This is a genomic window from Cesiribacter sp. SM1 (assembly GCF_020178975.1).
Lineage (GTDB): Bacteria > Bacteroidota > Bacteroidia > Cytophagales > Cyclobacteriaceae > Cesiribacter.
Window position 1 is genome coordinate 161,476 of sequence record NZ_JAHXBU010000088.1, and the last position, 23,897, is coordinate 185,372.

At 46.5% G+C, this 23,897-nt stretch carries 19 protein-coding genes; 14 read left to right on the plus strand and 5 right to left on the minus strand.

What is annotated here, in order from left to right:
• Positions 1 to 272: 272 nt before the first annotated feature.
• Positions 273 to 1,001: a DUF2490 domain-containing protein gene (locus KWJ01_RS14520; RefSeq protein ID WP_224997479.1), complete on the plus strand. Its 729-nt coding sequence runs from the start codon at positions 273 to 275 to the stop codon at positions 999 to 1,001.
• Between the two features lie 38 nt (positions 1,002 to 1,039).
• Here the strand turns inward: KWJ01_RS14520 and trpS are convergent, their stop codons facing one another.
• Positions 1,040 to 2,011 (minus strand): tryptophan--tRNA ligase, encoded by a 972-nt coding sequence (gene trpS / locus KWJ01_RS14525; protein WP_224997295.1) that lies wholly within the window; start codon positions 2,009 to 2,011, stop codon positions 1,040 to 1,042.
• A 162-nt stretch (positions 2,012 to 2,173) separates the two neighbouring features.
• Here trpS and KWJ01_RS14530 point away from each other — a divergent pair, with 162 nt between their 5' ends.
• From KWJ01_RS14530 to KWJ01_RS14545, 4 genes are all read left to right on the plus strand, one after another.
• Positions 2,174 to 3,292 carry a DUF1573 domain-containing protein gene (locus KWJ01_RS14530; RefSeq protein ID WP_224997296.1) on the plus strand — a complete coding sequence of 373 codons (1,119 nt, stop codon included), beginning with the start codon at positions 2,174 to 2,176 and terminating at the stop codon, positions 3,290 to 3,292.
• A gap of 137 nt (positions 3,293 to 3,429) precedes the next feature.
• The gene (locus KWJ01_RS14535) at positions 3,430 to 3,852 is read left to right on the plus strand and encodes a hypothetical protein (RefSeq protein WP_224997297.1); all 423 of its coding nucleotides are present in this window, start codon (positions 3,430 to 3,432) and stop codon (positions 3,850 to 3,852) included.
• Positions 3,852 to 4,310 (plus strand): RES family NAD+ phosphorylase, encoded by a 459-nt coding sequence (locus tag KWJ01_RS14540; RefSeq protein ID WP_224997298.1) that lies wholly within the window; start codon positions 3,852 to 3,854, stop codon positions 4,308 to 4,310. The genes KWJ01_RS14535 and KWJ01_RS14540 overlap by 1 nt, the downstream gene beginning before the upstream one ends.
• 22 nt (positions 4,311 to 4,332) lie before the next feature.
• Positions 4,333 to 5,082 carry a class I SAM-dependent methyltransferase gene (locus tag KWJ01_RS14545; protein ID WP_224997299.1) on the plus strand — a complete coding sequence of 250 codons (750 nt, stop codon included), beginning with the start codon at positions 4,333 to 4,335 and terminating at the stop codon, positions 5,080 to 5,082.
• A 54-nt stretch (positions 5,083 to 5,136) separates the two neighbouring features.
• Here the strand turns inward: KWJ01_RS14545 and KWJ01_RS14550 are convergent, their stop codons facing one another.
• Both KWJ01_RS14550 and KWJ01_RS14555 read right to left on the minus strand, forming a co-directional pair.
• The gene (locus KWJ01_RS14550) at positions 5,137 to 6,120 is read right to left on the minus strand and encodes a hypothetical protein (protein WP_224997300.1); all 984 of its coding nucleotides are present in this window, start codon (positions 6,118 to 6,120) and stop codon (positions 5,137 to 5,139) included.
• A gap of 2 nt (positions 6,121 to 6,122) precedes the next feature.
• The gene (locus KWJ01_RS14555; protein ID WP_224997301.1) at positions 6,123 to 7,559 is read right to left on the minus strand and encodes an MBOAT family protein; all 1,437 of its coding nucleotides are present in this window, start codon (positions 7,557 to 7,559) and stop codon (positions 6,123 to 6,125) included.
• Positions 7,560 to 8,097: 538 nt separating this feature from the next.
• On the opposite strand from KWJ01_RS14555, the gene KWJ01_RS14560 reads away from it, so the two are divergent.
• Complete coding sequence (locus KWJ01_RS14560; RefSeq protein ID WP_224997302.1) at positions 8,098 to 8,499, plus strand: hypothetical protein; 402 nt, start codon at positions 8,098 to 8,100, stop codon at positions 8,497 to 8,499.
• 307 nt (positions 8,500 to 8,806) lie between these two features.
• On the opposite strand, the gene KWJ01_RS14565 is transcribed toward KWJ01_RS14560, so the two are convergent.
• Positions 8,807 to 10,111: a pyridoxal phosphate-dependent aminotransferase gene (locus KWJ01_RS14565; protein ID WP_224997304.1), complete on the minus strand. Its 1,305-nt coding sequence runs from the start codon at positions 10,109 to 10,111 to the stop codon at positions 8,807 to 8,809.
• Between the two features lie 510 nt (positions 10,112 to 10,621).
• Here KWJ01_RS14565 and KWJ01_RS14570 point away from each other — a divergent pair.
• The 8 genes from KWJ01_RS14570 to KWJ01_RS14605 all read left to right on the plus strand — a co-directional run bounded on the left by KWJ01_RS14570 (position 10,622) and on the right by KWJ01_RS14605 (position 22,229).
• Positions 10,622 to 11,521: a branched-chain amino acid transaminase gene (locus KWJ01_RS14570; protein WP_224997305.1), complete on the plus strand. Its 900-nt coding sequence runs from the start codon at positions 10,622 to 10,624 to the stop codon at positions 11,519 to 11,521.
• Between the two features lie 373 nt (positions 11,522 to 11,894).
• A complete protein-coding gene (gene ilvD, locus KWJ01_RS14575) occupies positions 11,895 to 13,583 on the plus strand; it encodes a dihydroxy-acid dehydratase (protein WP_224997306.1) in 1,689 nt (562 codons plus the stop codon).
• Positions 13,567 to 15,312 (plus strand): biosynthetic-type acetolactate synthase large subunit, encoded by a 1,746-nt coding sequence (ilvB, locus tag KWJ01_RS14580; protein ID WP_224997307.1) that lies wholly within the window; start codon positions 13,567 to 13,569, stop codon positions 15,310 to 15,312. The genes ilvD and ilvB overlap by 17 nt, the downstream gene beginning before the upstream one ends.
• A 201-nt stretch (positions 15,313 to 15,513) precedes the next feature.
• Positions 15,514 to 16,122: an acetolactate synthase small subunit gene (gene ilvN, locus KWJ01_RS14585; RefSeq protein WP_224997308.1), complete on the plus strand. Its 609-nt coding sequence runs from the start codon at positions 15,514 to 15,516 to the stop codon at positions 16,120 to 16,122.
• Positions 16,123 to 16,262: 140 nt separating this feature from the next.
• Positions 16,263 to 17,303 carry a ketol-acid reductoisomerase gene (gene ilvC / locus KWJ01_RS14590; protein ID WP_224997309.1) on the plus strand — a complete coding sequence of 347 codons (1,041 nt, stop codon included), beginning with the start codon at positions 16,263 to 16,265 and terminating at the stop codon, positions 17,301 to 17,303.
• Between the two features lie 54 nt (positions 17,304 to 17,357).
• Positions 17,358 to 18,617, plus strand: a complete 1,260-nt coding sequence (ilvA, locus tag KWJ01_RS14595; protein WP_224997310.1) for a threonine ammonia-lyase IlvA — start codon at positions 17,358 to 17,360, stop codon at positions 18,615 to 18,617.
• 245 nt (positions 18,618 to 18,862) lie between these two features.
• Positions 18,863 to 20,323, plus strand: coding sequence for a glycosyl hydrolase family 8 (locus KWJ01_RS14600; protein WP_224997311.1), 1,461 nt, complete (start codon positions 18,863 to 18,865; stop codon positions 20,321 to 20,323).
• 292 nt (positions 20,324 to 20,615) lie between these two features.
• Positions 20,616 to 22,229, plus strand: coding sequence for a GAF domain-containing protein (locus KWJ01_RS14605; RefSeq protein ID WP_224997312.1), 1,614 nt, complete (start codon positions 20,616 to 20,618; stop codon positions 22,227 to 22,229).
• A 134-nt stretch (positions 22,230 to 22,363) separates the two neighbouring features.
• On the opposite strand, the gene KWJ01_RS14610 is transcribed toward KWJ01_RS14605, so the two are convergent.
• Positions 22,364 to 23,599, minus strand: coding sequence for a glycoside hydrolase family 88 protein (locus KWJ01_RS14610; RefSeq protein WP_224997314.1), 1,236 nt, complete (start codon positions 23,597 to 23,599; stop codon positions 22,364 to 22,366).
• Between the last annotated feature and the right edge of the window lie 298 nt (positions 23,600 to 23,897).

The window sequence follows — 23,897 nt, forward strand, 5'->3', positions numbered from 1 at the left end:
TTTCAGGGTGGCCTTCTTCTTTTTCATTTGTTGCGGCTGTAGTGCAATGGTAATTTTATGTTAACAGCGCTCAACAAATAGCGCTTCGGGCAGGTTTTCTCCTAAAATTCAGGTAATTCTACCAGTCTTACACTACAAGAAGTGCAGTGTGTGTACCCTGTAGGATTTATAATTTTTGGTGTATGGCTTACCGGCAACGACAATATAAACCACCTGCAGGCACGTGTAAGGCTGTTAAAGCCGTGGCATGCAAATTTTGCTGTTTGTGTTTGGTGGTGTTTTGTACTTTCCTGTGCCTGCCTGTGGCTGCGCAGGGTTCAGATGATGATCCTCCTGTGCGTACCGATCAGCTGCTTTGGTTTCGCTACAATCTAATACTGCCCCTTCAGGATAAATGGCAGATAGAGCAGGAATTGGAAGAAAGGGCATTTATCTACCCCTGGCGGCAGGGAGAGTTCAGGCTGCGCAGCCACCTCATCCGCAAGCTTGGTAAAGGCTGGGAGGCAGATGCTGGATTTATGTTTGTTTGGGAATTGGAACCCATAGAACCTTATCGTGATGATGTTAGCCTGCGCATGGAAATCAGGCCGCACCAACAACTAACTTACCAGCATGGGGTAGGTGATCGGCTAAGCTTTGAGCACAGCTACAGGCTAGAGGAGCGCTTTTTTGAGCAGCAGAATAGTACGGGTGAGTACAACAATGCCGGAATAGCCTTTGAGCGGATGCGCTACCGCTACGAGCTGGAGATAGCCTACAGGCTAAATAACTGGATGGAGGTAACCGCCTTCGAGGAAATAGTTTTACATTCTGGTCCGGAAGTAGGCCCTAACCCCTTTGACAGGAACGAGGCGGGAGCGGGTGTTGCCTTTAAACTTTCAGATGCTTTCGAAATAGCTGCCGTCTATAAATATCGCTATAATCCCGAAGGTTTGGGAGAAGAAATCGTTCACCAGCACGTTGGGCAGTTTATTCTTTATCACACCATAAATCAAAATTAAAAGTCCCGGTGTATAGGCTAACCGGGACTTTTAATTTTTCAGGCATAACCGAGTTTTTCTCTTACGCGCTGCAACACCTTATGGCCTATCTGGCGGGCCTTTGCTTCGCCTTCCTGCAGTTTGCGCTCCAGCTCATGCTGGTTCTCCATATAGTACCAGAAAGTTTTGCGTTCTTCCGCAAAGCGGGTGATGATCAGCTCAAAGAGTGCCTGCTTGGCATGTCCGTAGCCATAGCCGCCCTTCAGGTAGTTCTGGCGCATTTCTTCTGCCTGGTCTGGTGAAGCCAGCAGTTTATAAATGGCATACACATTATCAGTGTCGGGGTCTTTCGGATCTTCCAGCGGTGTACTGTCGGTTACAATGCTCATTACCTGCTTGCGCAGCTGCTTGTCTGGCAGAAAAGGATCGATGATGTTACCGTAGCTCTTGCTCATCTTCTGTCCATCAATGCCGGGAACCGTCATCACCTGCTCGTCTATGCGTGCATCCGGCAGTACAAAGGTGTCGCCGTAGCGGGTGTTGAAGGCGGAAGCAATATCTCGGGCCATTTCCAGGTGTTGCTTCTGATCTTTGCCCACTGGCACCAGGTTGGCATCGTACATGATGATGTCTGCCGTCATCAGCACCGGGTAGGTGAACAGGCCTGCGTTTACATCGGAAAGCCGGTCTTGCTTATCTTTAAAGCTATGGGCATTTGCCAGCATGGGGAATGGCGTATAGCAGTTCAGGTACCAGGTAAGCTCACAAACCTCCGGAATACGGCTCTGGCGGTATAGGATGTTTTTTTCGGTATCGAAGCCAAAAGCCAGCCATGCTGCGGCTACTGCATTTACGTTTTCGATGCGCTGCCCGCGTTCTTTAATAGTAGTAAGAGAGTGTAAATCAGCTATGAAAAAGAGTGATTCGTTGCCAGACTGATTACTTAACTGAATTGCGGGCAGAATAGCACCTAGAATATTACCTAAGTGCGGACGCCCGCTGCTTTGTATGCCTGTGAGTATGCGTGCCATGAAAGCCTGTTTTAAACCCAAAAGTAAAAAAGGAGCGGAGTAAAAGCAGGTTTTTTTGAATTTTTCGCTAATTCCTTACAAAATCGAATACCCCGGCACCATTTTTGGATATTTGTACTTTCATAAGAAGTTGGTAAATTCAGGCAACAGTTTCAGGCACATATGAAAAAGTGGATTTTTATTGTAGCATTAGGTTTAGCAAGTGCTCCTGCCTTGCAGGCACAGCAGCTGGTAGAGCGGCAGGGCTTTGAAAAAAAGATGGCGAGCTTCAGCTTCGAATCCAATACCTATGATTTTGGTGAAGTACCTGAAGAGGGTGGTCCCATTCGCTATAAGTTTGAGTTCACCAACACAGGTGAGGTGCCCATTAAGGTACTGGAGGTAAAAGCTTCCTGTGGCTGCACTACTCCTGATTGGAGCAGAGATGAAATTATGCCAGGACAGAAAGGCTTTGTGGTGGCAGAATATAACCCGCAGAACCGCCCCGGCCAGTTTCATAAAACACTTACAGTTAATACCAATGCCGAGCCTAACGTTTCTATCCTGAACATCAAGGGAGTTGTAAAGCCCAAGCCTCGCACAGCTGAAGATGACTTCCCGAACGAGATGGGAAACCTTCGCCTGAAGTACCGCAACTTTAATATGGGTAAGGTTACAACTGAAAAGCCAACTGTTAAAAAATTTGAAGTATACAACCAGGGCGAAAAGCCGCTGGTTTTCAGTAAAAAGAACATTGAAGTACCCGAGTATGTAAATATTGCTTTCGAGCCCCAGACGCTGCCTGCCAAAGGCCGTGGCAATATCATCATCACCTACGATGCCGCTGCCAAAGGTGATCTGGGTTGGGTAACAGACAATATAGCCTTTACAACCAATGAGGCCGAAGGAGAAAACCGCAAGGTATTTACCCTTTCTACTACCATTGAGGAGTATTTTCCGCCCATGACTGAGTCTGAGCTTGCCAAAGCACCTCGCCTGCAGATAGACCGCTCAACGCACGAATGGGGTAATGTAAGGCAGGGTAATACGGTAGAAACAGAATTTACCCTTACCAATAACGGACGTTCAGAGCTGATCATACGCGATACCAAGGCCAACTGTGGTTGTACAGTATCTACCCCTGATAAATCTACGCTGCAGCCGGGCGAATCGGCACAGCTAAAAGTTAGCTTCAATACAGAAGGCCGCAGGGGTACACAGTACAAAACTGTTACCATCTTCTCAAACGACCCTACAGCGCCAACACAAACGCTCACTTTAAAAGCGAACATAAACGACTAAAGATTTCGATAACCAACGCACATTGGTAAACCCACCGCCCTATGGGGCAATAGCCGGAAGATTCTAAAAGCTTCCGGCTTTTCTATTTACTTTCTTCGTCAATTGACGTATATTTAAGTATCAATTGACGAAAGGCTATGGAAGTTTTTGAAATATCCAATAACAGGGTGCGAATTCCCGGTATCGATAACGAGCTGGATTTATTTTACCTGCACGATAAAGGCTTGCCCGGCAGTGCCCTGCGCGACCTGATGGCCTTGTATGAGCTGGGGGTAGGAGAGCTTACCCTATTGCTGAATGCCTCGCGCAGTACCCTGGAGCGACGCCTGCAGGATGGCAAAAACCTGGGCCCTCACCTTACCGACGCCCTTATTGAGCTGGTGAAGATCTACAGCAAAGGACTTGAAGTATTTGAAGACAGGGGCGATTTTCTGAAGTGGCTTAATACCCCTAATTACTATTACTACGACATGACGCCAATGGCTACCCTGCGCAACGGCACCGGCCGCAGCCTGGTACTGGCCGATTTACACAAGCTGGAGCATAGCATTCTGCCCTGATGAAGGTATACCGTGTGGTAATAGCCCGCTATGCCAGCGATTTAAATGGTACCGGCGGCCTTTATACCGATGGGCGCTGGCACCGGCAGGGGCATCGCATTCTCTATACCGCCCAGAGCAAAGCACTGGCCATACTCGAAAAGCTGGTACACCTTAGCCGCCGCGATTTTTCCATGGAGCACCGCTGTTTAACTCTGCAGTTTCCCGATGAGGCCCTGCAGGATTTTCCTGCAGCACAGCTACCACCACAATGGAACAGCCGCCGCGGGCCGGAAGAGCTAAAAGATCTGGGTACTCAGTGGTTGCTGGAGAAAAAGAGCCTGGCCCTGAGGGTGCCTAGTGTACTGGTACCCGGTGAGCACAACATATTAATAAACCCCCTGCATCCGCTTATGCCGGAGGTAGTACTGCTTGAAAATGAGCCGCTACTTTTTGACGAGCGCTTACGAAAAGAATAAGGAACATCAACCAAATATTGCCTTGAAGCAGCCAAAAGATCTATTTTCCAAACAGGCAGCGGCCTATCGTCAGTACCGGCCCGAATACCCCCTGGAGTTATATGATTTTATTCTTCGCCATGTAAAAGGCAGGGAATCGGCATGGGATTGCGGAACAGGCAATGGCCAGGTAGCTGCAGTGCTGGCCGATTATTTCCAGGAGGTAGATGCAACAGATATCAGTGAGAACCAGCTGAAAAATGCAATCGATAAAGACAATGTCTATTACCAGGTAGTCAGGGCAGAGCAAACACCTTTCGATAAAAATACATTCGACCTGATTACTGTAGCACAGGCCATTCACTGGTTTAATTTCGATGCCTTTTACAACGAGGTACGGAGAGTTTCTAAAAAGGGAGCCGTGCTGGCTGTATGGGGGTATGGCCTCTTCCGAGTAGATCCGGAGGTAGACAGGATCATTGATTATTTCTATAAGCAGACTACAGGACCTTACTGGGATAATGAGCGCCGCTATATTGATGAAGAGTACCGGACAATCCCTTTCCCATTCCAGGAGGAAGGGGAACGAAAAAGCTTTACCATTAGCAGGCAGTGGACACTGGCAGAGCTGGAGGGCTTTCTAAAGACCTGGTCTGCCGTGCAGCACTATATGAAAGAAAAGGGCGAGAATCCGGTGAAAGCGTTAATAGAGCAGGTGCAATCTGTATGGATGCCCGGAGAAATCAAGGAAGTGAGCTTCCCTGTATTTATGCGCCTGGGGCGGGTGGTGTAGTCTGATATCCATAGCGAACTATGTGTATGATCCGCTATGGATATTAGCCCAGGACTATTGCTGAAATTCCATGCTGCTGGTTAGCACTTTGGGTGCTGGTTCCTGCTGTTGCAGCTGCTGATATCTGGTAAAATCTGATAATACGCTGTCGATCTTTTTTGTGAGCTTTTCAGCACCAAATTCGTTCATGTGGTCGGCGTCGTAAAAATCGCGTTCAACAAAGGCCCGATCCTGCAGCAGGTTGATGTAATAAGTATTCTCAAATGCTTTATCAAGTGCCTGTGCGGTGGTAATTGCTTTGTTTAGCTGAACGGGGTAGAGGTTTTTAACATAGGTCTCAAAAGCAGGGGGGGTGTAAAGCAATACCTTTATATTTCGCTGTTCTGCAAATTTTATGATAGAGAGCATAGCCTGGTAATTCTCTTCAAAATCTGCCAGATCGGGATACGTATGCATTTTAGCAGTATGAGCGCCGGTTTCTGCCAGGTCTCTTCTCTTTGCGTAGGTATTATTGAGGCCGTAGCCCAGTTTCGAGCAGGCTATTTCAGCCTTGTCTTTCAGGTAGTAGTTATATACCCGCAGCATGCCTGACTTTACAGAATTGCTTAATATTTCACTGTAGTCGTTTAACCTGTTGGTGGTGTAGAGATCGTGGTAGATCGAGTAGTTCTTTACACGCCAGGATTCGGTGCCGGTTTCAATTTTGTAATGAAAGCTAAAGTAAGAAACTGGTACTACAATGGCTTCCAGCTTTTTGCTGTTGCTGAAATAACGCTCCAGGATCTTGTAGTCATAGCCGATAGACTGTGCAACCTGGCCGGCATTAAAGCTCTTCTTGTTGATGAACTGAGGGTTTATGCCAAAGTAGGCATGGGAGCTGCCCAGGAAGAGTACCTCGATGCTGTCGGCATTATTTTTCAGGTATTCCCTTTTATAAACGTAATCATTAGGAATGTTACGCAGTCCTATTTCAAGGCCTATGCCCAATACAATGATTGGTAACAAAAAAAGCAGAACCAGACGTAAAAATTTGTTCATGATCAGAATTGGAAATATATGAATGCCTGTTTTTTATCACCCAGCACAATGATTGCGCCAACTAAAAAGTAATAAAACGCCCATTTCGAAAGGCGGGGCCATTTTACGCCAATGCGGGCAATGGCATATTCATCTTCTCTGCCAATCCATTCAATGAGCAGAAACAGGGCAATAAGCCCCAGCTCCCGGTAAGGCAGTACTTCGGGTGCAGCAAGCAGGGAAGTAGAGAAGATTTCGGATATGTAGCTCATGGCATGGCCAATATTCTCTGCCCTGAAGAAGATCCAAGCTAAAACTGTAAGTGCAAAAGTGGTGATCATACCAGCAAACTCCCTGCCTGAGGGGAGTAGCCTGCCTTCCGCTACAATGCCCATGTTAGTTCTGTTTCTTTTAGTCAGGAGCAGGGGTAAAAAGTAAATTGCGTTAAGGGCGCCCCAGGCAATAAAAGTCCAGTTGGCGCCGTGCCAGAAGCCGCTAACTATAAAGATGATAAAAGTATTGCGAATGCTCATCCACATGCCTCCTTTACTGCCACCCAGGGGAATGTACAGGTAATCCCTGAACCAGGTAGAAAGAGAGATATGCCAGCGTCTCCAGAACTCTGCAATATCTCTTGAGAAGTAGGGGTAGGCAAAGTTGCGCATCAGGTCAAAGCCAAACAGGCGGGAGGTGCCAATGGCAATATCAGAATAGCCGGAGAAATCGCCGTAGATCTGGAAAGTAAATAACAGTGCTCCAAGTACCAGCGTACTGCCGGAATAGTCAGCTGAATTGTTAAAGATCTGGTTGGCATATTCGGCACAGTTATCTGCGATAACCACCTTTTTAAAAAGGCCCCACAAGATCTGTCTTAAGCCATCTACGGCCCTGGAGTAATCGAAGCTCCTGGGGGAGTTAAACTGCGGCAGCAGGTTGGTGGCTCTTTCAATGGGGCCTGCCACAAGTTGTGGAAAGAAACTCACATAGGCGGCAAAAGATATAAAGTCCCTGGTAGGTTCCAGTTTTCTTCTGTATACATCTATGGTGTAGCTAAGGGTCTGGAAGGTGTAAAAGCTAATGCCCACCGGCAAAATAAGGTTGAGGGAGTTGGCCTGTATCTCTCCGCCGAAAAAGGTAAATGCGGTAGTAAAGTTGTCTATAAAGAAGTTGTAGTACTTGAAAACTCCTAAAAAGCCCAGGTTAACAATAATGCTGGTCCAGAGCAGGGCTTTTCTTTTGGTGTTATCTTCCTGCTTTTCTATAAACAACCCAAGGCTGTAGTCTACTGCCGTACTGAAAATTACAAGCGACAGAAACCGCCAGTCCCACCAGCCATAGAACAGGTAGCTGGCAATCACGATCAGGAAATTCTGTAGCCGAAGGTTTTTGTTGGTTACGAACCAGTAGAGGACAAAGACTATTGGCAGAAAAATTGCAAAGTCAATAGAATTGAAGATCATCTTAAGGAATCCTCCAAAAATTGAGTTAGTTAAACTGGATGAACAAGGAAAAAAATTGGACTTTCAAAATAAACAAAGATGTCAGCAAAAAACAAGCTTTAACCCCGGATCTTTGATATGAATGTTAATTAGATAACAAATTTTTAATTGGCAGCTAATACTTCTATCTTACATAAAATTCAGCCTGTTGTATAAAATAAGCCATTATTATAGAAGAAAATCATCTAATTATTTGCTTTTTTAATATTTTTTCGTATAATATAATAAGCAGCAGATTGCTTAAAGATATATAGTGCTAAAATTAAATGGTATTGAAACCAAGCTTGCATAGCAGCAAAAAGAATTTTTAGCCATCATCTCAGTAGGTACAGACAACCTTATACAGGTTTGTTTCCAGCCTGATGTTCTTGTAGAGAATAAGAACCATCACATAAGTTAAAATACCTTTTATTAGCTTGTCGAGGTGTTCTACGCAGGGAGACCATAATCTGTTGCTGAAATTTAAAATAATTTATTTGTTAATAATTCGTCAATACACATGCTACACACAAGGAAGAGAACAGAAGATTATAATGCACTTGCAGAACAGGTAATAAATTATGCTCAACGATCAGGTTATGAAGATATAAAAGCTGATTTTGAAGGTTACAACAGCCCGGCATCACTTAAGATGTTAAAGGAGGGCATTACATTAACACCGGATTTTACAGCCAGGCGTGGAAGTAGTAAGCATTATTTTGAGCTGGTAGTAAAGAACCCCGATGAAGACCAGCAGAGTACCCTGATCAGTAAGTGGAAAGCTCTTGAGGTATTTGCAAAAATGAAGGGTGGCAGCCTCAATCTTTTTGTGCCACGGGGTAGCTATAAATTTGCTGCAGAACTGGTGCAGGAACATAGTATTGATGCAAATATGATCAAGTTATCTGATATAAAAGCATAGTAAAATACTCAAGTATAACCTATAAAAAGTGTAATAAGTCAATGCTTTATGCTCTGCTTCTTTAGCAGGAAATAGAGTAAGTATCATAAAGCATTCAGATTATATGCTGTATAAAAGCTTAAGTTCCAGTTGTTTCTGTTATAATGCTTTTTGTACACATAGTTGGCAGTATTCTGCCTGCTGTGTTATAAGATATAATATTTACAGCGGCTGATTTAAGCTGATTATTTTGTATTAAGCTATCAAAGTAAAAAGGCAACAACCCATTACCGGATTGTTGCCTTTTTAGCTTTGTAAACATTATTTTTTATGAGTTTACATATTCGAGCAGGGCATCCCTTAATCGGGTAAAGGTTTGTTTTAGCAGGCTTTCATTTTCCTCCAGCAGTGTTACCCTAAAGCCATTCAGGTCGGAGCAGAAAGAGGAGATGGGGACCACGCAAATGCCTGTAGCGCCCAGCAGGTAGTACACAAAACGCTTATCCAGGGCTACATCGGGAGCAGCTACCCATTTTTCAACCATTTCCCTTATTACAGGATCGGCAATTTTTAATTTCTGCTCCGGGTGCAGTACCCCTTCCTTAAAAATGATAGTATTGTAAAAAGCGCCATAGGTTTCATTAAAGCGAAGCTGTGGCACAGTACCCAGTATATCTGATATAATGCGGCTTCTGTTGCCTATGTTCTTATTTTGCTCCTGCCGGTATACGGCATAACGGCTATCGCCCATGATGCGTGGTATGGCAAGTTGTGGAAGGGTAGTGGAGCATACCTCAATCATTTTGGCATTGTCGAGCACGGCGCAGAATTTATTGAATTCTGCATCTGTTTCGCGATTGTAGTACTCCATCCAGCCACAGCGGGAACCCGGCCAGGGTAGTTCTTTGGAGATGCCCTTCATGGCAATACCGGGTACATTGCCGATTACCTCTGCAAGGGAGTAAGCACGGGCACCATTGTAGGTGATGTTGAGGTAAATTTCATCGCTGATGAGCATGAGCTTAAACTCCCTTGCAATCTCTACAATCCGTTTTAGCGTCTCCAGGGGGTATACCATGCCCGTTGGGTTATCCGGATTGATGATGAGGATGCCAATGATGTTGGGGTTGTACTTAACCTTAAGGTAAAGGTCGTCCAGATCGGGATACCAGTGGTTGTCCGGATCTAGCTTATAGGTAATAGGCTCCTGTCCGGCATGCGCTGCTTCGGCAGAGGAGTGAGTAGAGTAGGCAGGTGAGGGGCCAATTACGCGCAGGCCCGGGTTTATGTACTGATAAACCTTGCCAATAGCATCGCCCAGCCCGTTGAAGAACAGAATATCATCTGCTTTGATCTGTGCCCCACCGCGTTCATTGTTCAGGCTGGCCAGAAATTTACGGGTTTCCAGCACACCTTTCGAGGGGCAGTAGCTGTAGCTGCGGTTATCCAGGGTTAGGCCGGAGATAATTTCCTTCATCCACTGAGGCACAATTGCATTTTTCTGAATGGGATCACCAATATTCTCCCAGTACACAGCCTGCCCTGCCTGCTGAACCAGTTCTGCTTTCTTCACAATTTCCCTAATCTCGTAGGTTAGCTCTTTGGCTCCGGCACTTAATATTTTATGTCTCATAGGTAGAGGATGCACTAAACGGGCGTAAAATTAGGGCTTTAATAGATTGAAAAACAAATAACTGCTATAAGTGATCGCTAAAATATGTTTGATCGCTATTTTATATCTTTTTATAAAAATATTTCAGAATAATATTTTGAAATACGAAAATGCCTTTTATTTTTGCCTTAGTGATGAACAAACTACAGCAAATTACAGCCATTATTATTACCGTCGTGGTCGTACCACGAGGAACAGGGATGGTTTGCTAATACGGAAGAAGATTTCAAGATAAACAGCAGCAACCATCTCTTAGAGGTGGTTTTTTTGTTTTCAAGGACTGGAAAAGAACAAATCATGAAAATAGCGCAACAGGTCATTATTTCTGTCATTATTATTCCTCACCCGCCGGGCTGAAAGGAGCAGGACCTGTTGACACCAACATCACATGCCTTTCGGAGCCCACAGCACTGAAAGGCATTTTTTATTGCCGAAGCTGAACAAGATTTACAACCTGAAACAAAAGAATATATGTACTTCAATAGCAATACCCTCGCTTTTTCCGACGGCGCATTTATCAAGGCACAGGATGCTGGCTGTAACCTGCACAGCCAGTCGCTCCATTATGGATTTTCAGTATTTGAAGGAATCAGGGCCTACAAAACCCCTGCCGGTACGCAGGTTTTCAAAGCAAAAGAGCATTACGAGCGTTTGCATTATTCAGCAAAAGCCATTGGGCTGCCGCTGCAGTATTCCGTAGAGGAGCTCACAGCCATTACTTACCAGCTGCTGGAGCTGAACGGATTGCAGGATGCATACATAAGACCCCTGGTGTATGCTGCAGATGCGCATATGAGCCTTACAGCACCTGCAGCCAGCAACGTGTTTATGGCAGCCTGGGACTGGCCTAAGCTACTGGGGAATAAGATGCTGCGTCTGATGGTATCTCCTTACCAGCGGCCAAATCCCAAAGCCGTGCCGCTGGAAGCAAAGGTATCCGGCCATTATGTTAATTCTATTATGGCCAGCTCCCATGCAAAAGCTCAGGGCTACGACGAAGCGCTGCTGCTGGATATGAATGGCTATGTGGCTGAAGGACCAGGCGCCAATTTCTTTTATGAAAAGAGAGGAGAACTGTTTACGGCACCATGCGGAAGCATTTTGCGTGGCATCACCCGCAATACTATTATAGAACTGGCACAGGAAGCAGGTATAACCGTACACGAGCAGTACTTTACACCAGATGCGCTTAAAGATGCAGAAGGAGCCTTTATGACAGGTACTGCAGCCGAGGTAGCGGGTGTTGCTTCTGTAAATAGTTACAGCTTTAACAGGCCCTTTGCAGAAACATTAGGAGGAATGCTGGCCGCGCGTTACCAGGCACTGGTGACGGCTTGTGTGGCAGGCGCAACCAATGAAGTTGTGGCTTAAAAGGGTTTTTGCAGAATAAAAAGCTGCTCCAGACCCGTAAAACCTGCTGTTATATCCTGTAAATTTCGCTGTAAAATGGGTGGCAGATCTTTTTAGAGATTGTATATTTATATACATATAGTACTGATAGTTAGTTAGTTACAAATTGAAAGAGCAGGTTTAGAAATAGTAGGAAACTGTAAAAAAAGGTTTCAGGGGCAGCATGCAAAGACTGTACTTTGTATTCAGAAGGTGTAAAATATAATTGCGCCAGCGGTATTACCGCTTTTTAAAACAGATAAAGATAAACAAGGGAGCCTGATAATCAGTCAGATGGCTCTTAACCGATGCCTGGAGTGAATTAGTAACACAGGTTCATAAGAGATAAATAAGAATGTCATTAAAGAAATACAGCCGCATTTATACGCAAGACGATAGTCTGCCAGCCTCTCAGGCCATGTTGATTGGTTCAGGTTTATCAGAAGAAGATCTGCGGAAACCATTTGTGGGCGTTTGCTCTACCGGCTTTGAAGGCAATACCTGTAATATGCACCTTGATGAGCTGGCTAACCTGGTAAAGCAGGGAATGCAGGGCCTGGGATTGGTTGGTTTGCGCTTTAACACCATTGGCGTTAGCGATGGAATTACCAATGGCAACCAGGGCATGCGCTATTCACTGGTATCGCGTGAAATTATTGCAGACTCTATTGAGGCCATGGCCGGTGCTCACAATTACGATGCCCTTGCCTGTGTGGTTGGTTGCGATAAAAATATGCCGGGCTCGCTAATAGCCATGGCACGCTTAAACCGCCCGGGCATGATGGTGTACGGTGGTACCATAAAAGGAGGAAACTGGAAAGGCCAGAAGCTTAACATTGTTTCCTGCTTTGAGGCTTACGGCAAGAAACTGAAGGGCGAGATCTCGGAAGAAGATTATAAAGGCGTTATTAAAAATGCCTGCCCCGGACCAGGTGCCTGTGGTGGTATGTACACAGCCAACACCATGGCTTCGGCAGCAGAGGCACTGGGTATGTCAGTACCCTATACCTCATCTGTACCTGCTGTTAGCCAGGAAAAAAAGGACGAGTGCCTGCAGGCAGGAAATTACCTGCGCATTTTGCTGGAGCAGGACCTCAAGCCACGTGATATCATGGTGCGCGAAGCATTTGAGAATGCCATGGTGCTGATCACAGTGCTTGGTGGCTCTACCAATGCTGTAATACACCTGCTGGCCATTGCCAGTGCGGCTGGAGTAAAACTAACCATTGATGATTTTCAGGCTGTAAGCCGCAAAACCCCCGTACTGGCCGATCTGAAGCCTAGTGGTAAGTACCTGATGGAAGATCTTTGCAGCATGGGCGGTGTGCCTGCCGTAATGAAAACCCTGTTGCAGGAAGGCCTGATCGTTGGTGACCTGCCAACCGTAACAGGCAAAACCATTGCTGAAAACCTGCAGAATGTAAAACCACTGGGCCAGGAGCAGGACCTGCTGCGACCGCTTTCTAACCCCATCAAAGCCGATGGCCATATCCAGATCCTGTATGGAAACCTGGCTCCAAAAGGCTCGGTTGCGAAAATTACAGGCAAGGAAGGCCTTAAGTTCGAAGGTCCTGCCAAAGTGTTTAACTCTGAGGAAGCCCTGAATGAAGGCATTTCCACAGGTGAAGTAAAAGAGGGACAGGTAGTGGTGATCCGCTATGTAGGCCCAAAAGGTGGCCCGGGTATGCCTGAAATGCTAAAACCAACCTCTGCCATTATGGGGGCCGGTTTGGGCAGTAAGGTAGCGCTGATCACAGATGGACGTTTCTCCGGTGGTACGCATGGTTTTGTAATTGGTCATGTGTGTCCCGAAGCTTATGATGGAGGACCTTTGGCACTTGTAGAAGATGGTGACTGGATTACCCTGGATATTGCCACCAACAGCATTCACCTTCATGTTGATGAAACCTTATTGCAGGAGCGCCGCCAGCGCTGGACAAGACCTGCCTTTAACGCACAGAGAGGCGTTTTACTTAAGTATGCTAAAACAGTAAGTGAAGCCAGTAGCGGATGTATAACAGATTTAGATGAAACAAGTAACTAGCAATACAACAACACCGGTAGCGGAACCTAAAAAGGAAGTGAAGAGCCTTTCCGGGGCCGAAGCACTTATTCTTTCTTTGCTGGAAGAGGAGGTGGAACATATTTTTGGCTATCCCGGTGGTGCCATTATGCCAGTGTACGATGCACTTTATGATTATAACGACCGGGTAGAGCACATCCTGGTGCGCCACGAGCAGGGCGGCATTCATGCGGCACAGGGCTACGCCCGCTCATCGGGCAGGGTAGGGGTTGTGTTTGCCACCAGCGGTCCGGGTGCTACAAACCTAATCACTGGCCTGGCCGATGCGCTGATTGACAGTACACCATTGGTTTGCATTACCGGACAGGTATACGCTCATCTGCTGGGTACCGATGCCTTTCAGGAAGCTGATGTGATCTCTATAACGGCTCCGGTTACCAAGTGGAATTACCAGGTAACCAATGCCGATGAAATTCCGGAGGTGCTTGCAAAAGCTTTTTACATAGCCAAAAGCGGCCGCCCGGGCCCGGTGCTGATAGACATTACCAAAAACGCACAGCTGCAGAAATTCGATTTTGCCGGCTGCAAGCGCTGCGATCATATCCGCAGTTACCGGCCAAAACCCCTGGTGCGGAAAGAATATATCGAGCAGGCTGCCGAGCTGATCAATAAGGCAGAAAAGCCATTTGTGATCTGGGGTCAGGGTGTTATCCTTGGCTCTGCCGAGCAGGAGTTCAAAGCCTTTATTGAAAAAGCTGGTATTCCTGCTGCCTGGACTATTATGGGCGCAGGTGCCCTGCCAAGCGACCATAACCAGAATGTAGGCATGTTGGGCATGCATGGTAACTATGGCCCCAATGTGCTTACCAATGAGTGCGATGTGCTGATCGCCATTGGCATGCGCTTCGACGACCGCGTAACCGGTCGCCTCGATAAATACGCCAAGCAGGCTAAGGTAATTCACCTCGACATCGATCCTTCTGAGATCGATAAAAATGTTAAAACCACCGTGCCGGTATGGGGCGATTGTAAAGAAACGCTTCCCATGCTTACACAGCTGGTGGAGCAGAAAAGACATGAGGCCTGGCTGCAGAAATTTAAGGATTATTACCAGCAGGAGGTAGATGCTGTTATCCGGGAGGAGCTATTCCCTACCAGCGATGGCATGACCATGGGTGAGGTAATTCAACAGCTGAATGAAATAACAGGTGGCGAAGCAATTGTGGTAACAGATGTTGGGCAGCACCAGATGGTAGCCTGCCGTTATGCCAAGCTTAACCACACCCGCAGCAACATCACCAGCGGTGGTTTGGGTACCATGGGCTTTGCCCTGCCTGCTGCCATTGGTGCCAAAGTTGGTGCTCCTGCCAGAACCGTGGTGGCCGTAATTGGCGATGGCGGTTTTCAGATGACACTGCAGGAAATGGGTACCATTATGCAGAGCAACATCGATGTAAAGATCCTGATCCTGAACAACCAGTTTTTAGGCATGGTGCGCCAGTGGCAGGAGCTCTTCCACGACCGCCGCTATTCTTTTGTAAATATTCAGAGTCCTGATTATGTGCAGGTAGCCAAGGGCTATGGTATCAGCGGGCAGAAAGTAAGCGAACGCGAAGGGCTTAAGGCAGGTCTGCAGGAAATGCTTTCGCACAAAGGTTCTTACCTGCTGGAGGTAATGGTCACCAGGGAGAATAATGTGTTCCCGATGGTGCCACAGGGATGCAGCGTAAGCGAGATCAGGTTGCAATAATTTAACCTTCACTAAGCAACGTTATCCCCACACAAAGGGGATCTGCTGGCGGTAAGGTAATAAGGGTCAATACATCTACATCCTTTCCGGCGCAGGCATCTGCTTGTGCTCCACAAGGATGGTATACTATAATAACTCTAATGAGCGCAAGCGGATGCCTGCGTTCGCAAAGGGATCAGGTTGACGTAGAAGAATAGAATTATGAGCAGTCAAAACCATATCGAAAGGCAGGAGTACAACATCACGGTTTATACCGAGAACCAGATAGGCCTGCTGAATCGTATTGCGATCATTTTTTCCAGGAGAAAGATCAATATTGAAAGTCTGAACACCTCTCCATCAGAGATAGAAGGCATTCACCGCTTCAACATTGTAATCCATGAAACCGAAGAGGTAGTGCGCAAAATCTGCGGACAGATCGAAAAACAGGTAGAGGTATTAAAAGCCTACTATAACACCAACGAAGATGTGATCTGGCAGGAGATGGCGCTGTACAAAGTGCCCACAGAGGTAATAGCCGAAAAAGCACTGGTAGAGCGCCTGCTGCGTGAAAATGGTGCCCGCGTGGTGGTGATCCGGAAAGATTATACCGTGTTTGAAACCACCGGCCACCGCGAGGAGACCGACAATCTCATTAAAGTACTGCAGCCCTTCGGACTGATTGAGTTTGTACGCAGTGCCCGTATTGCCATCATCAAGGCAAGCGATGGTTTTAACCGCAAGCTCCGTGAGTTCGAAAAACGCGAACCGCACCAGGAGGTGGTCGAAAATGAATACCTCAACAGCAGGGACAAGGTATTTACTATGTGATAAACTGAATCAGGATTCAAGAATCAGGAGTCAGGATCAATCTGCTGCTATAGTAGAAATTCCGGACCTGTTCCTGATTCCTGTATCCTGATTCATGACTCAAAAAGAAACAACAACTCTATATTTAGTTAATTTCAAAAATGGCAACAATCAATTTTGGCGGTGTAGAAGAAACCGTTATCACCCGCGAAGAATTCCCACTTTCCAAGGCACAGGAAGTGCTTAAAAACGAAGTTATCGCAGTTATTGGTTATGGTGTGCAGGGTCCGGGCCAGGCACTTAATATGCGCGATAACGGCTTCAACGTAATTGTTGGCCAGCGGAAAGATTCTCCTTCCTGGGAAAGAGCCGTTAAAGATGGTTTTGTTGAGGGTAAAACCCTTTTCTCTATTGAAGAAGCACTGGATCGCGGTACAATTATCTGTAACCTGTTGTCAGATGCAGGTCAGATTGCCGTATGGCCTACCATCAAAGAAAGACTGAAGCCAGGCAAAACCCTTTACTTCTCGCACGGCTTTGGCATTACCTTCAAAGAGCAAACCAACATTGTGCCGCCTAAAGATGTAGACGTAATCCTGGTAGCCCCTAAAGGCAGCGGTACTTCATTGCGCAGGCTGTTCCTGGCTGGCGGCGGACTTAACTCATCTTTCGCTGTATTCCAGGATGCAACCGGCAAAGCCTGGGAAAAAGCCATTGCCATGGGTATTGGCGTAGGCTCCGGCTACCTGTTCGAAACAGATTTCAAAAAAGAAGTATACAGCGACCTTACCGGCGAGCGTGGTGTGCTGATGGGTGCCCTGGCAGGTATCATCGAAGCACAGTACCAGGTGCTGCGCCAGCGTGGCCACTCTCCATCAGAAGCATTTAACGAAACTGTAGAAGAGCTTACCCAGAGCCTGGTGCCTTTAGTAGGCGAGAACGGAATGGACTGGATGTATGCCAACTGTTCTGTAACAGCACAGCGTGGTGCACTTGACTGGAAAGGCAAGTTCAAGGAGGCTACCCTGCCCGTGATGAACGAGCTGTACGACAGTGTTGCATCAGGCAAAGAAGCAGCCCGTACCATCCAGAGAGGTTCAACACCAGGTTACCGCCAGGAGCTGGAAGAAGAGCTGAAAGAACTGCGTGAATCGGAACTATGGCAAACCGGAGCTGTTGTAAGAAAGCTTCGTTCTAAATAATTACAACCTAACATTCGTGCCACAACCCAACAGTTGTGGCACGATTCTATTACAATGGAAAACAGTACAGCCTTTTTAGACATAGCGGGAGTAGAGCAGGCAGCCAAAAATCTGAAAGGCATCATTTACAAGACGCCTCTTCTACAGAACCACAGCCTTTCGCAAGCCTATGGCGCTAATGTTTATTTCAAGCGCGAAGACCTGCAGGTGGTACGTTCATACAAGATCAGGGGTGCTTATAACAAGATGTCGGGTTTGCCACGTACCGAAAGCGGGCCAGAAGTGGTTTGCTCCAGTGCCGGAAACCATGCCCAGGGTTTTGCCTATGCCTGCCAGCTGCTGGGCCTGAAGGGGTATGTTTTCATGCCATCTAACACCCCGGCCCAGAAGGTAAACAAAGTACGCCTTTTTGGTAAAGAGTGGGTTGAGGTGGTGCTTACAGGCAATACCTACGACGATACCTATAAAGCTGCCCGAGAGTTCAGCGACAGCCGTGGTAGTACTTTTGTGCCTCCTTTTGATGATATGGCTGTAATCGAGGGCCAGGCTACCGTTGGCCTGGAGATTCTGAAAATTGCCAATGCTCCCATCGATTACCTCTTTGTGCCGATAGGCGGGGGCGGGCTTGCCTCTGGTGTGGGGAGCGTATTCAAACAACTTAGCCCCAACACAAAAATTGTAGGTGTGCAGCCACAGGGGGCACCCTCCATGTACAATTCTATTAAAAATCAGCGCCGTCAGGTACTGGATAAGATCGATAGCTTTGTAGATGGTGCAGCTGTAAAGGCTCCAGGTACCATTACCTTTGAGATCTGCAGCGAAGTGCTGGATGATATCATACTGGTGCCGGAAGGGCAGGTCTGCGAAGACCTGCTGAAGATGTATAACGAAGAAGGCATAGTGCTGGAGCCGGCAGGCACCCTTACCATATCGGCCCTTAAATCTTATGCTGAAGAAATTAAGGGCAAAAACGTGGTGTGCGTGATCAGCGGCAGCAATAATGATATCACCCGCATGGAAGATATCAAGGAGCGCGCCATGCAGCATAAAGGGCTTAAGCACTACTTTATGGTGATCTTTAACCAGAAGCCAGGAGCCTTGCGCACTTTTGTAAATCATGTGCTGGATCCCGAACACGATATTATTCACTTCCAGTACATTAAGAAAAACAACAAGGAAAAAGGCCCTGTATTCATAGGCGTGGAGGTAAAACAACCGCACGAAATAGAAGGCATCAAATTAAGAATGCTGGAAGAAGGCTTTGAATACGAATACCTCAACGGCCGGCAGGACATCCTGAATCTTCTTGTTTAGCTGCTGAATGTCAGGTTGATGATAAAAAGTTTTATTGTAAGCTCTGGAGCATCTCCAGAGCTTTTTTTATTATATGCCCATCATAAGAAAACAGTAAGCAGTTTTTTCTGTACAGGATCTATTGGATAGTAAAAAAATCAGCGGCAGTCAGTAACATCATGTAATATTAATATTGATCTTGAAACAGTTTTATGGCTGCATTCTGACCGCTTTAGTATAAATTTACAGGTAAACAATATTAAAAAATGAATCAGATTTTGCATTATGCTTTGTACCTGCTGATTTTGCTGAGCATCATAAGTTGCGAAAAGGAGGAAGATCCTGCACAGGTAGAAGAAATCCAGACTACCTCAGTAAAAATTACGGTTAAGAGTTCTACAGGAGAGCTGGTGCCAGGTGTTACTGTGTACCTGTTTGATCAGCCAACGACAGCAGCAAGCGGTAAAGATCCTGGCAATGCGCTGAAAAGTGCTGTAACAAACACTAATGGAGTTGCTACTCTGGATGTTCGCAGCCTTACTGCTTTTCAGGCGGGAGGCACTTTTTATATAACCGTTCTGGAACAGCTGTTTAGTAATGAATATAATGTACTTGGAACTGTAGATGTTGTAAGTGGCGATGTTGATACCATAGAAGAAGAACTGGTGATCGCATCACCAAGCTTAAGTTATGATTATGGTTATATTCCTACCACCATTACTTCTGAGCTTGCCCTTAGCGAGTACAACCGCTGGAAAAGAACCCAGGTAGTTGCCTGTGGTAATGGTTTACGGGTTATTGCCGATCCTTCAAGGGAAACTTTTGTGGAAGCCATGGGTTTTGGGACCCTGCTGGCAGCCTATGCCAACGACAGGGAAACCTTCGATGGTTTACTAAGATTTTATAAGAGCAAGCGCACGCCTGAATCGAAAGGCATGATGGGCTGGAAAGTAACCTGCGATGGTATTGTTGATCCGGGAAGTGCAACCGACGGTGATGTGGATGTTGCTTTTGCATTGATTGTTGCCAGCAAGCAATGGAATGATCAGGCCTACCTGGAAGATGCAAAGGAAATCCTGCAGATTGTAAAGGACAATGTATTTTTCCAGTGCACTGTCAATGGGCGTAATGTGCTGGTACTGGGTCCGGGCTATTCAGGTGTTGCCTGGGGTGGCTGTGGTATGATGGACATTATGTATCATACTCCTGCTTTTTTCAGAGTATTTGCAGAAGTAACCGGAGACGATGCATGGGCAACACTGGCAGAAGATACCTATACATTATTGAATGCCGGTGCAAATGCAACTACCGGTCTGGTGCCCGACTGGCAAACGGCTAGCGGCAATCCTGGTCCTGGCGGAAGAGCAGGCCACTTTGGCTACGATGCCTGCAGGGCTCCCTGGAGGCTTACGCTCGACTATCTCTGGAATGGCAACCAGCAGGCCAAAGCCTGGTCAGCAAAAGTATCGAACTGGGCAAATGAGGTTGGGCCGGCCAATATTGTAGATGGTTATGAACTGAATGGCAGGCCCATTGGCACCAATGGTTTGAACAGTGCCTTCCTTGGTGGCTTTGCTGTTGCTACCATGAGTAACGATCAGGCAATGGTTAATCGTTTCAGCACTGAGTTAAGCAAGCTGAATGATAACTACTGGTTTAACCTGAACACCCGTTGCCTGTACCTGTTTACCTTAACCGGAAACTTCTGGAATCCCTTAGACCGATAATATCAGTGTAGCGGTAGTGCTATTTGCTATTTTGCCTTTTTGAAGAAAGCCCCGTTCGCACGAGGGCTTTTTTCATTTAAGTGGGGTATGACTGCTGTTGCCGTTTCTTTATGCAGAAGAATTACCTGTGTATGCAGGATATAGATGTATAATAATTCTGTATCAAGTTTAAAAAATATTAAAAAGTTTTGCTTTATCACTGATGTAACTATTGTTTGATAATTGCATAAGTTCTGCAATAGAAAGATGAGTAGATTCATTCGGAAGTGTAAAATAAAACAGTTTCAAACGAATGAAATCACTTTTTGCAAGGCTGCTAGATCGTATCCGCAGTAAATCGATTATCTTCTCGGCCGTACTCATGCTGGTACTGGTGCTAACCAATGGTGGCTTTCTGGTTTACAACAACAGGGTGCTTGAGCGAACCACCGCTGTTCAGGCACAAACACAGGAAATAAAAGAATTGCAGTTGCTGCTTTGGAATGATGTAGTCAGGAATATTGATGTGGGGGTGAGGGGGTATGCAATATTGCAGGACGAAGGTCTGCTGAACCCATACGAGAACGGCTTGCGGTTATACCAGGATTATCATAAGAAACTCTATAGTAAATTACAGGAGCAGGGATATCCGGGCACACAGGGATTTTTAGCTGTAAAACAGGGCTATGACGACTATCTGAAAATAGTGGCACACATGCTTGAGCTGGCCAAAGCAGGGAATATGGATGAGTTCAGGCAGGAGCTAAAGCAGGACAGGGGGCTGGCTCTCTGGAAAGTTTATGAAAAATTTTCTAAAGAAGTAAATACTTACCAGGATAAGCTGTACAACGAAGCTACAGAAGAGTACCAGACTATAAATGCCCTTACCACTTACATTCAGCTACTGTTGCTGCTGATAGGGGTGCCAACCCTTATTTTTATGATCTTTCGTATTTCGCACGACAGCCGCGCAAGAAAAGCCCTGTTTGTAGAACTGGAAAGAAATAACCGCGAGTACATCTTCAATCCCGGCACAGCGCTAGCGGTAAACGACGAAAGGGAGGTGATTAACAGTTCTATCCTAAATTTTAAAAAAGCCGCAAAGTTTATCAGTGAGATATCTGCGGGTAATCTGGAGGTGGATTGGGAGGAGCTAAGCGATCAGAATAAGGCGCTGAATCAGCAGAACCTTACCGGTGAGCTGATTAACATGCGCGAAAAAATGAAAAAACTGAAAGAAGAAGACAGCAGGCGCATGTGGGCCACCGAGGGGCAGGCCAGGTTCTCGGAGATCATTAGAACCTATCAGCACGATCTTCAAAGCCTGTGTTATCAGTCGCTTGCCTTTATTGTGAAATATTTAGGCGCACAGCAGGGCGGTGTGTTTGTGCTTAGAGAAGAGGAGGGGGCCGAAAAGTACCTGGAGCTGACAGCCTGTTATGCATTTGACCGTAAGAAGTGGGTAGAAAAGCGAGTAGCGGTAGGCCAGGGGCTGGTGGGCCAGATTTACCTGGAGCAGGAAGCAGTTATGATCAAAGAAATACCACAGGCCTACACCCATATCACCTCTGGCCTGGGCGATGCTACTCCTCACTGCCTTTTGGTAGTGCCTATGATGTACAACAAAAAGGTAGAGGCAGTGATAGAAGTAGCCGGCTTTAAAGTATTTGAACCTTATCAGCTGGAATGGCTGGAAAAAGTAGGTGAGATCATGGCTTCTACTCTTATTTCTATCAAAACCACGGAAACTACACGGGAACTGCTGGAACAGTTTAAAGAGCAGACAGAGCAGCTCACCTCCCAGGAAGAGGAGCTTCGCCAGAATATGGAAGAACTGGAGGCTACGCAGGAAGAAATGCGTCGTAAAGAGCAGGAACTTGAGCGCAGGCAGGCAGAAATGCAACGAATGCTGGACAGCAGGAAATAATTATCAGGAGCGCAATAGCAGTTGGATAAGATTGAGCAGGAAACCAAAAAAGAGGAACCCTCAGATCCATTCAGAGGGCTCCTTTTTTTACCTGCAGTGTTGCTAAGCAGTTTTTAAAGGCTTAGCAAGCCCATTCAGTTGTTCTGATTTTGCAGGTCTTTGTACCTTACCAATGCTTCAACATAGTAATGATCTCCGTAAGTAAGGGGCACATCTACCTCCGAATTCTGCGGCAGGTGGCCAACACCGTGTTGCAGAATAAAGCCTCCGTTTTCACCAACCTTAGCTTTGTAAGGCTCCTCCGACAGGCTCTTCAGCATAGTTTCTGCAGCTCTAAAATACTTTTCGCTTTCCTGCCCGCTAACAAATGTACTTAGCTCCAGCAGGGCAGAGGCGTTGATGGCTCCTGCGGAGGCATCGCGGAGTGCATTGGGTATGTTGGGTGCATTGTAGTCCCAGTAGGGGATTTTATCCTCCGGGAGGTTAGGGTGATTAAGGGTGAATTCAGCGATTTTCCTTGCCTGTTCCAGGTATTTGGGATCTTTGGTTTCGCGGTAGGTCATGGTGTAACCATAGAGGCCCCAGGCTTGCCCCCTGGCCCAGGCAGAATCATCGGCATTTCCCTGCTCCGTTCTTTTTAGCTGTACTTCACCATTGTCAGCATTGTAGTTCACCACATGGTAAGAGCTGTAGTCGGGCCGGAAGTGGTGCTGCATGGTGGTGTTGGCATGGTTAACAGCAATATTATGATAGGTAGAATCACCGGTTTCGCGTGTAGCCCAGAAGAGCAGGTCCAGGTTCATCATGTTGTCGATGATCACCAGGTAGTCTTTAGGATTATCAGAATCCCAGGACTTGATTGCCTTTACATCAGGATCGTAGCGGGAGGCCAGGGATTTGGCGCTGTTTAGCAGGATGTCTTTGTATTCCTGGCTGGGTTCAATCCTGTTGGCATGTCCAAAACTGCCGAACATCATAAAGCCCAGGTCGTGTGTGCTGGTGTTATACTGTTCTTTCTCGAGCAGTTTCAGTACGCGTTTTGCTTCATTAAGCAGGGCCTCATCACCGGTTTCTTCATAGAGGTACAGGAGGGTGCCCGGGTAAAAACCGCTGGTCCACCACTCCGATCCACTGGTCTGGAATGTGTTGGTGCTGGCGTAATAGGTGCGTGGTAATTCGCCGTCGGGCAATTTTTCCATGAGTACCTTATACTGTGCGGCAGCCTGCTGAATATTCTGATCTACAAAACCAGCTGTATCTTCTGCTGCTGCAGTACTTGTTTCAGCCTGTTGAGTGGAGTTGCTGCAACCCATCTGCAGGCATAAAGCTGCCAGCATCAGGGCAGATGAAGATAAGTATTTCCTGATCATTGTAAGTTGAGTAAGGGGCAACGCCCGGAATTTACTGGATGATTATGATCATCAATCTAATAAAAACTATTTAGCTGAAGAAGTGGAGGGTTTAATATTTGGGCCTGTGCGTTGTGGAAGTACAACTATTAAAGAGCCGTTCCGGGGCCCACACCCTGAGCAGTAGATGTAACGCATGCGTCTGAATTACACAGCAGCAGTTTTACAGGTGTGGCAAAAGGAATTTAGAAACTAAAAAAATATACATGAGTTGTGTTAGGTAAAAAGGTTTTATGCAGGAGCAAGATTTTGACTGCAG

Bases quoted from the DNA above. Each gene is read 5' to 3' on its own strand.
- ilvB (WP_224997307.1), top strand. From the start codon at position 13,567: ATGAAACAAGTAACTAGCAATACAACAACACCGGTAGCGGAACCTAAA.
- KWJ01_RS14610 (WP_224997314.1), bottom strand. From the start codon at position 23,599: ATGATCAGGAAATACTTATCTTCATCTGCCCTGATGCTGGCAGCTTTA.
- ilvA (WP_224997310.1), top strand. From the start codon at position 17,358: ATGGAAAACAGTACAGCCTTTTTAGACATAGCGGGAGTAGAGCAGGCA.
- KWJ01_RS14540 (WP_224997298.1), top strand. From the start codon at position 3,852: ATGAAGGTATACCGTGTGGTAATAGCCCGCTATGCCAGCGATTTAAAT.
- ilvD (WP_224997306.1), top strand. From the start codon at position 11,895: ATGTCATTAAAGAAATACAGCCGCATTTATACGCAAGACGATAGTCTG.
- KWJ01_RS14555 (WP_224997301.1), bottom strand. From the start codon at position 7,559: ATGATCTTCAATTCTATTGACTTTGCAATTTTTCTGCCAATAGTCTTT.
- KWJ01_RS14565 (WP_224997304.1), bottom strand. From the start codon at position 10,111: ATGAGACATAAAATATTAAGTGCCGGAGCCAAAGAGCTAACCTACGAG.
- ilvN (WP_224997308.1), top strand. From the start codon at position 15,514: ATGAGCAGTCAAAACCATATCGAAAGGCAGGAGTACAACATCACGGTT.
- KWJ01_RS14600 (WP_224997311.1), top strand. From the start codon at position 18,863: ATGAATCAGATTTTGCATTATGCTTTGTACCTGCTGATTTTGCTGAGC.
- KWJ01_RS14550 (WP_224997300.1), bottom strand. From the start codon at position 6,120: ATGAACAAATTTTTACGTCTGGTTCTGCTTTTTTTGTTACCAATCATT.
- KWJ01_RS14570 (WP_224997305.1), top strand. From the start codon at position 10,622: ATGTACTTCAATAGCAATACCCTCGCTTTTTCCGACGGCGCATTTATC.
- KWJ01_RS14605 (WP_224997312.1), top strand. From the start codon at position 20,616: ATGAAATCACTTTTTGCAAGGCTGCTAGATCGTATCCGCAGTAAATCG.
- trpS (WP_224997295.1), bottom strand. From the start codon at position 2,011: ATGGCACGCATACTCACAGGCATACAAAGCAGCGGGCGTCCGCACTTA.
- KWJ01_RS14535 (WP_224997297.1), top strand. From the start codon at position 3,430: ATGGAAGTTTTTGAAATATCCAATAACAGGGTGCGAATTCCCGGTATC.
- ilvC (WP_224997309.1), top strand. From the start codon at position 16,263: ATGGCAACAATCAATTTTGGCGGTGTAGAAGAAACCGTTATCACCCGC.
- KWJ01_RS14530 (WP_224997296.1), top strand. From the start codon at position 2,174: ATGAAAAAGTGGATTTTTATTGTAGCATTAGGTTTAGCAAGTGCTCCT.
- KWJ01_RS14560 (WP_224997302.1), top strand. From the start codon at position 8,098: ATGCTACACACAAGGAAGAGAACAGAAGATTATAATGCACTTGCAGAA.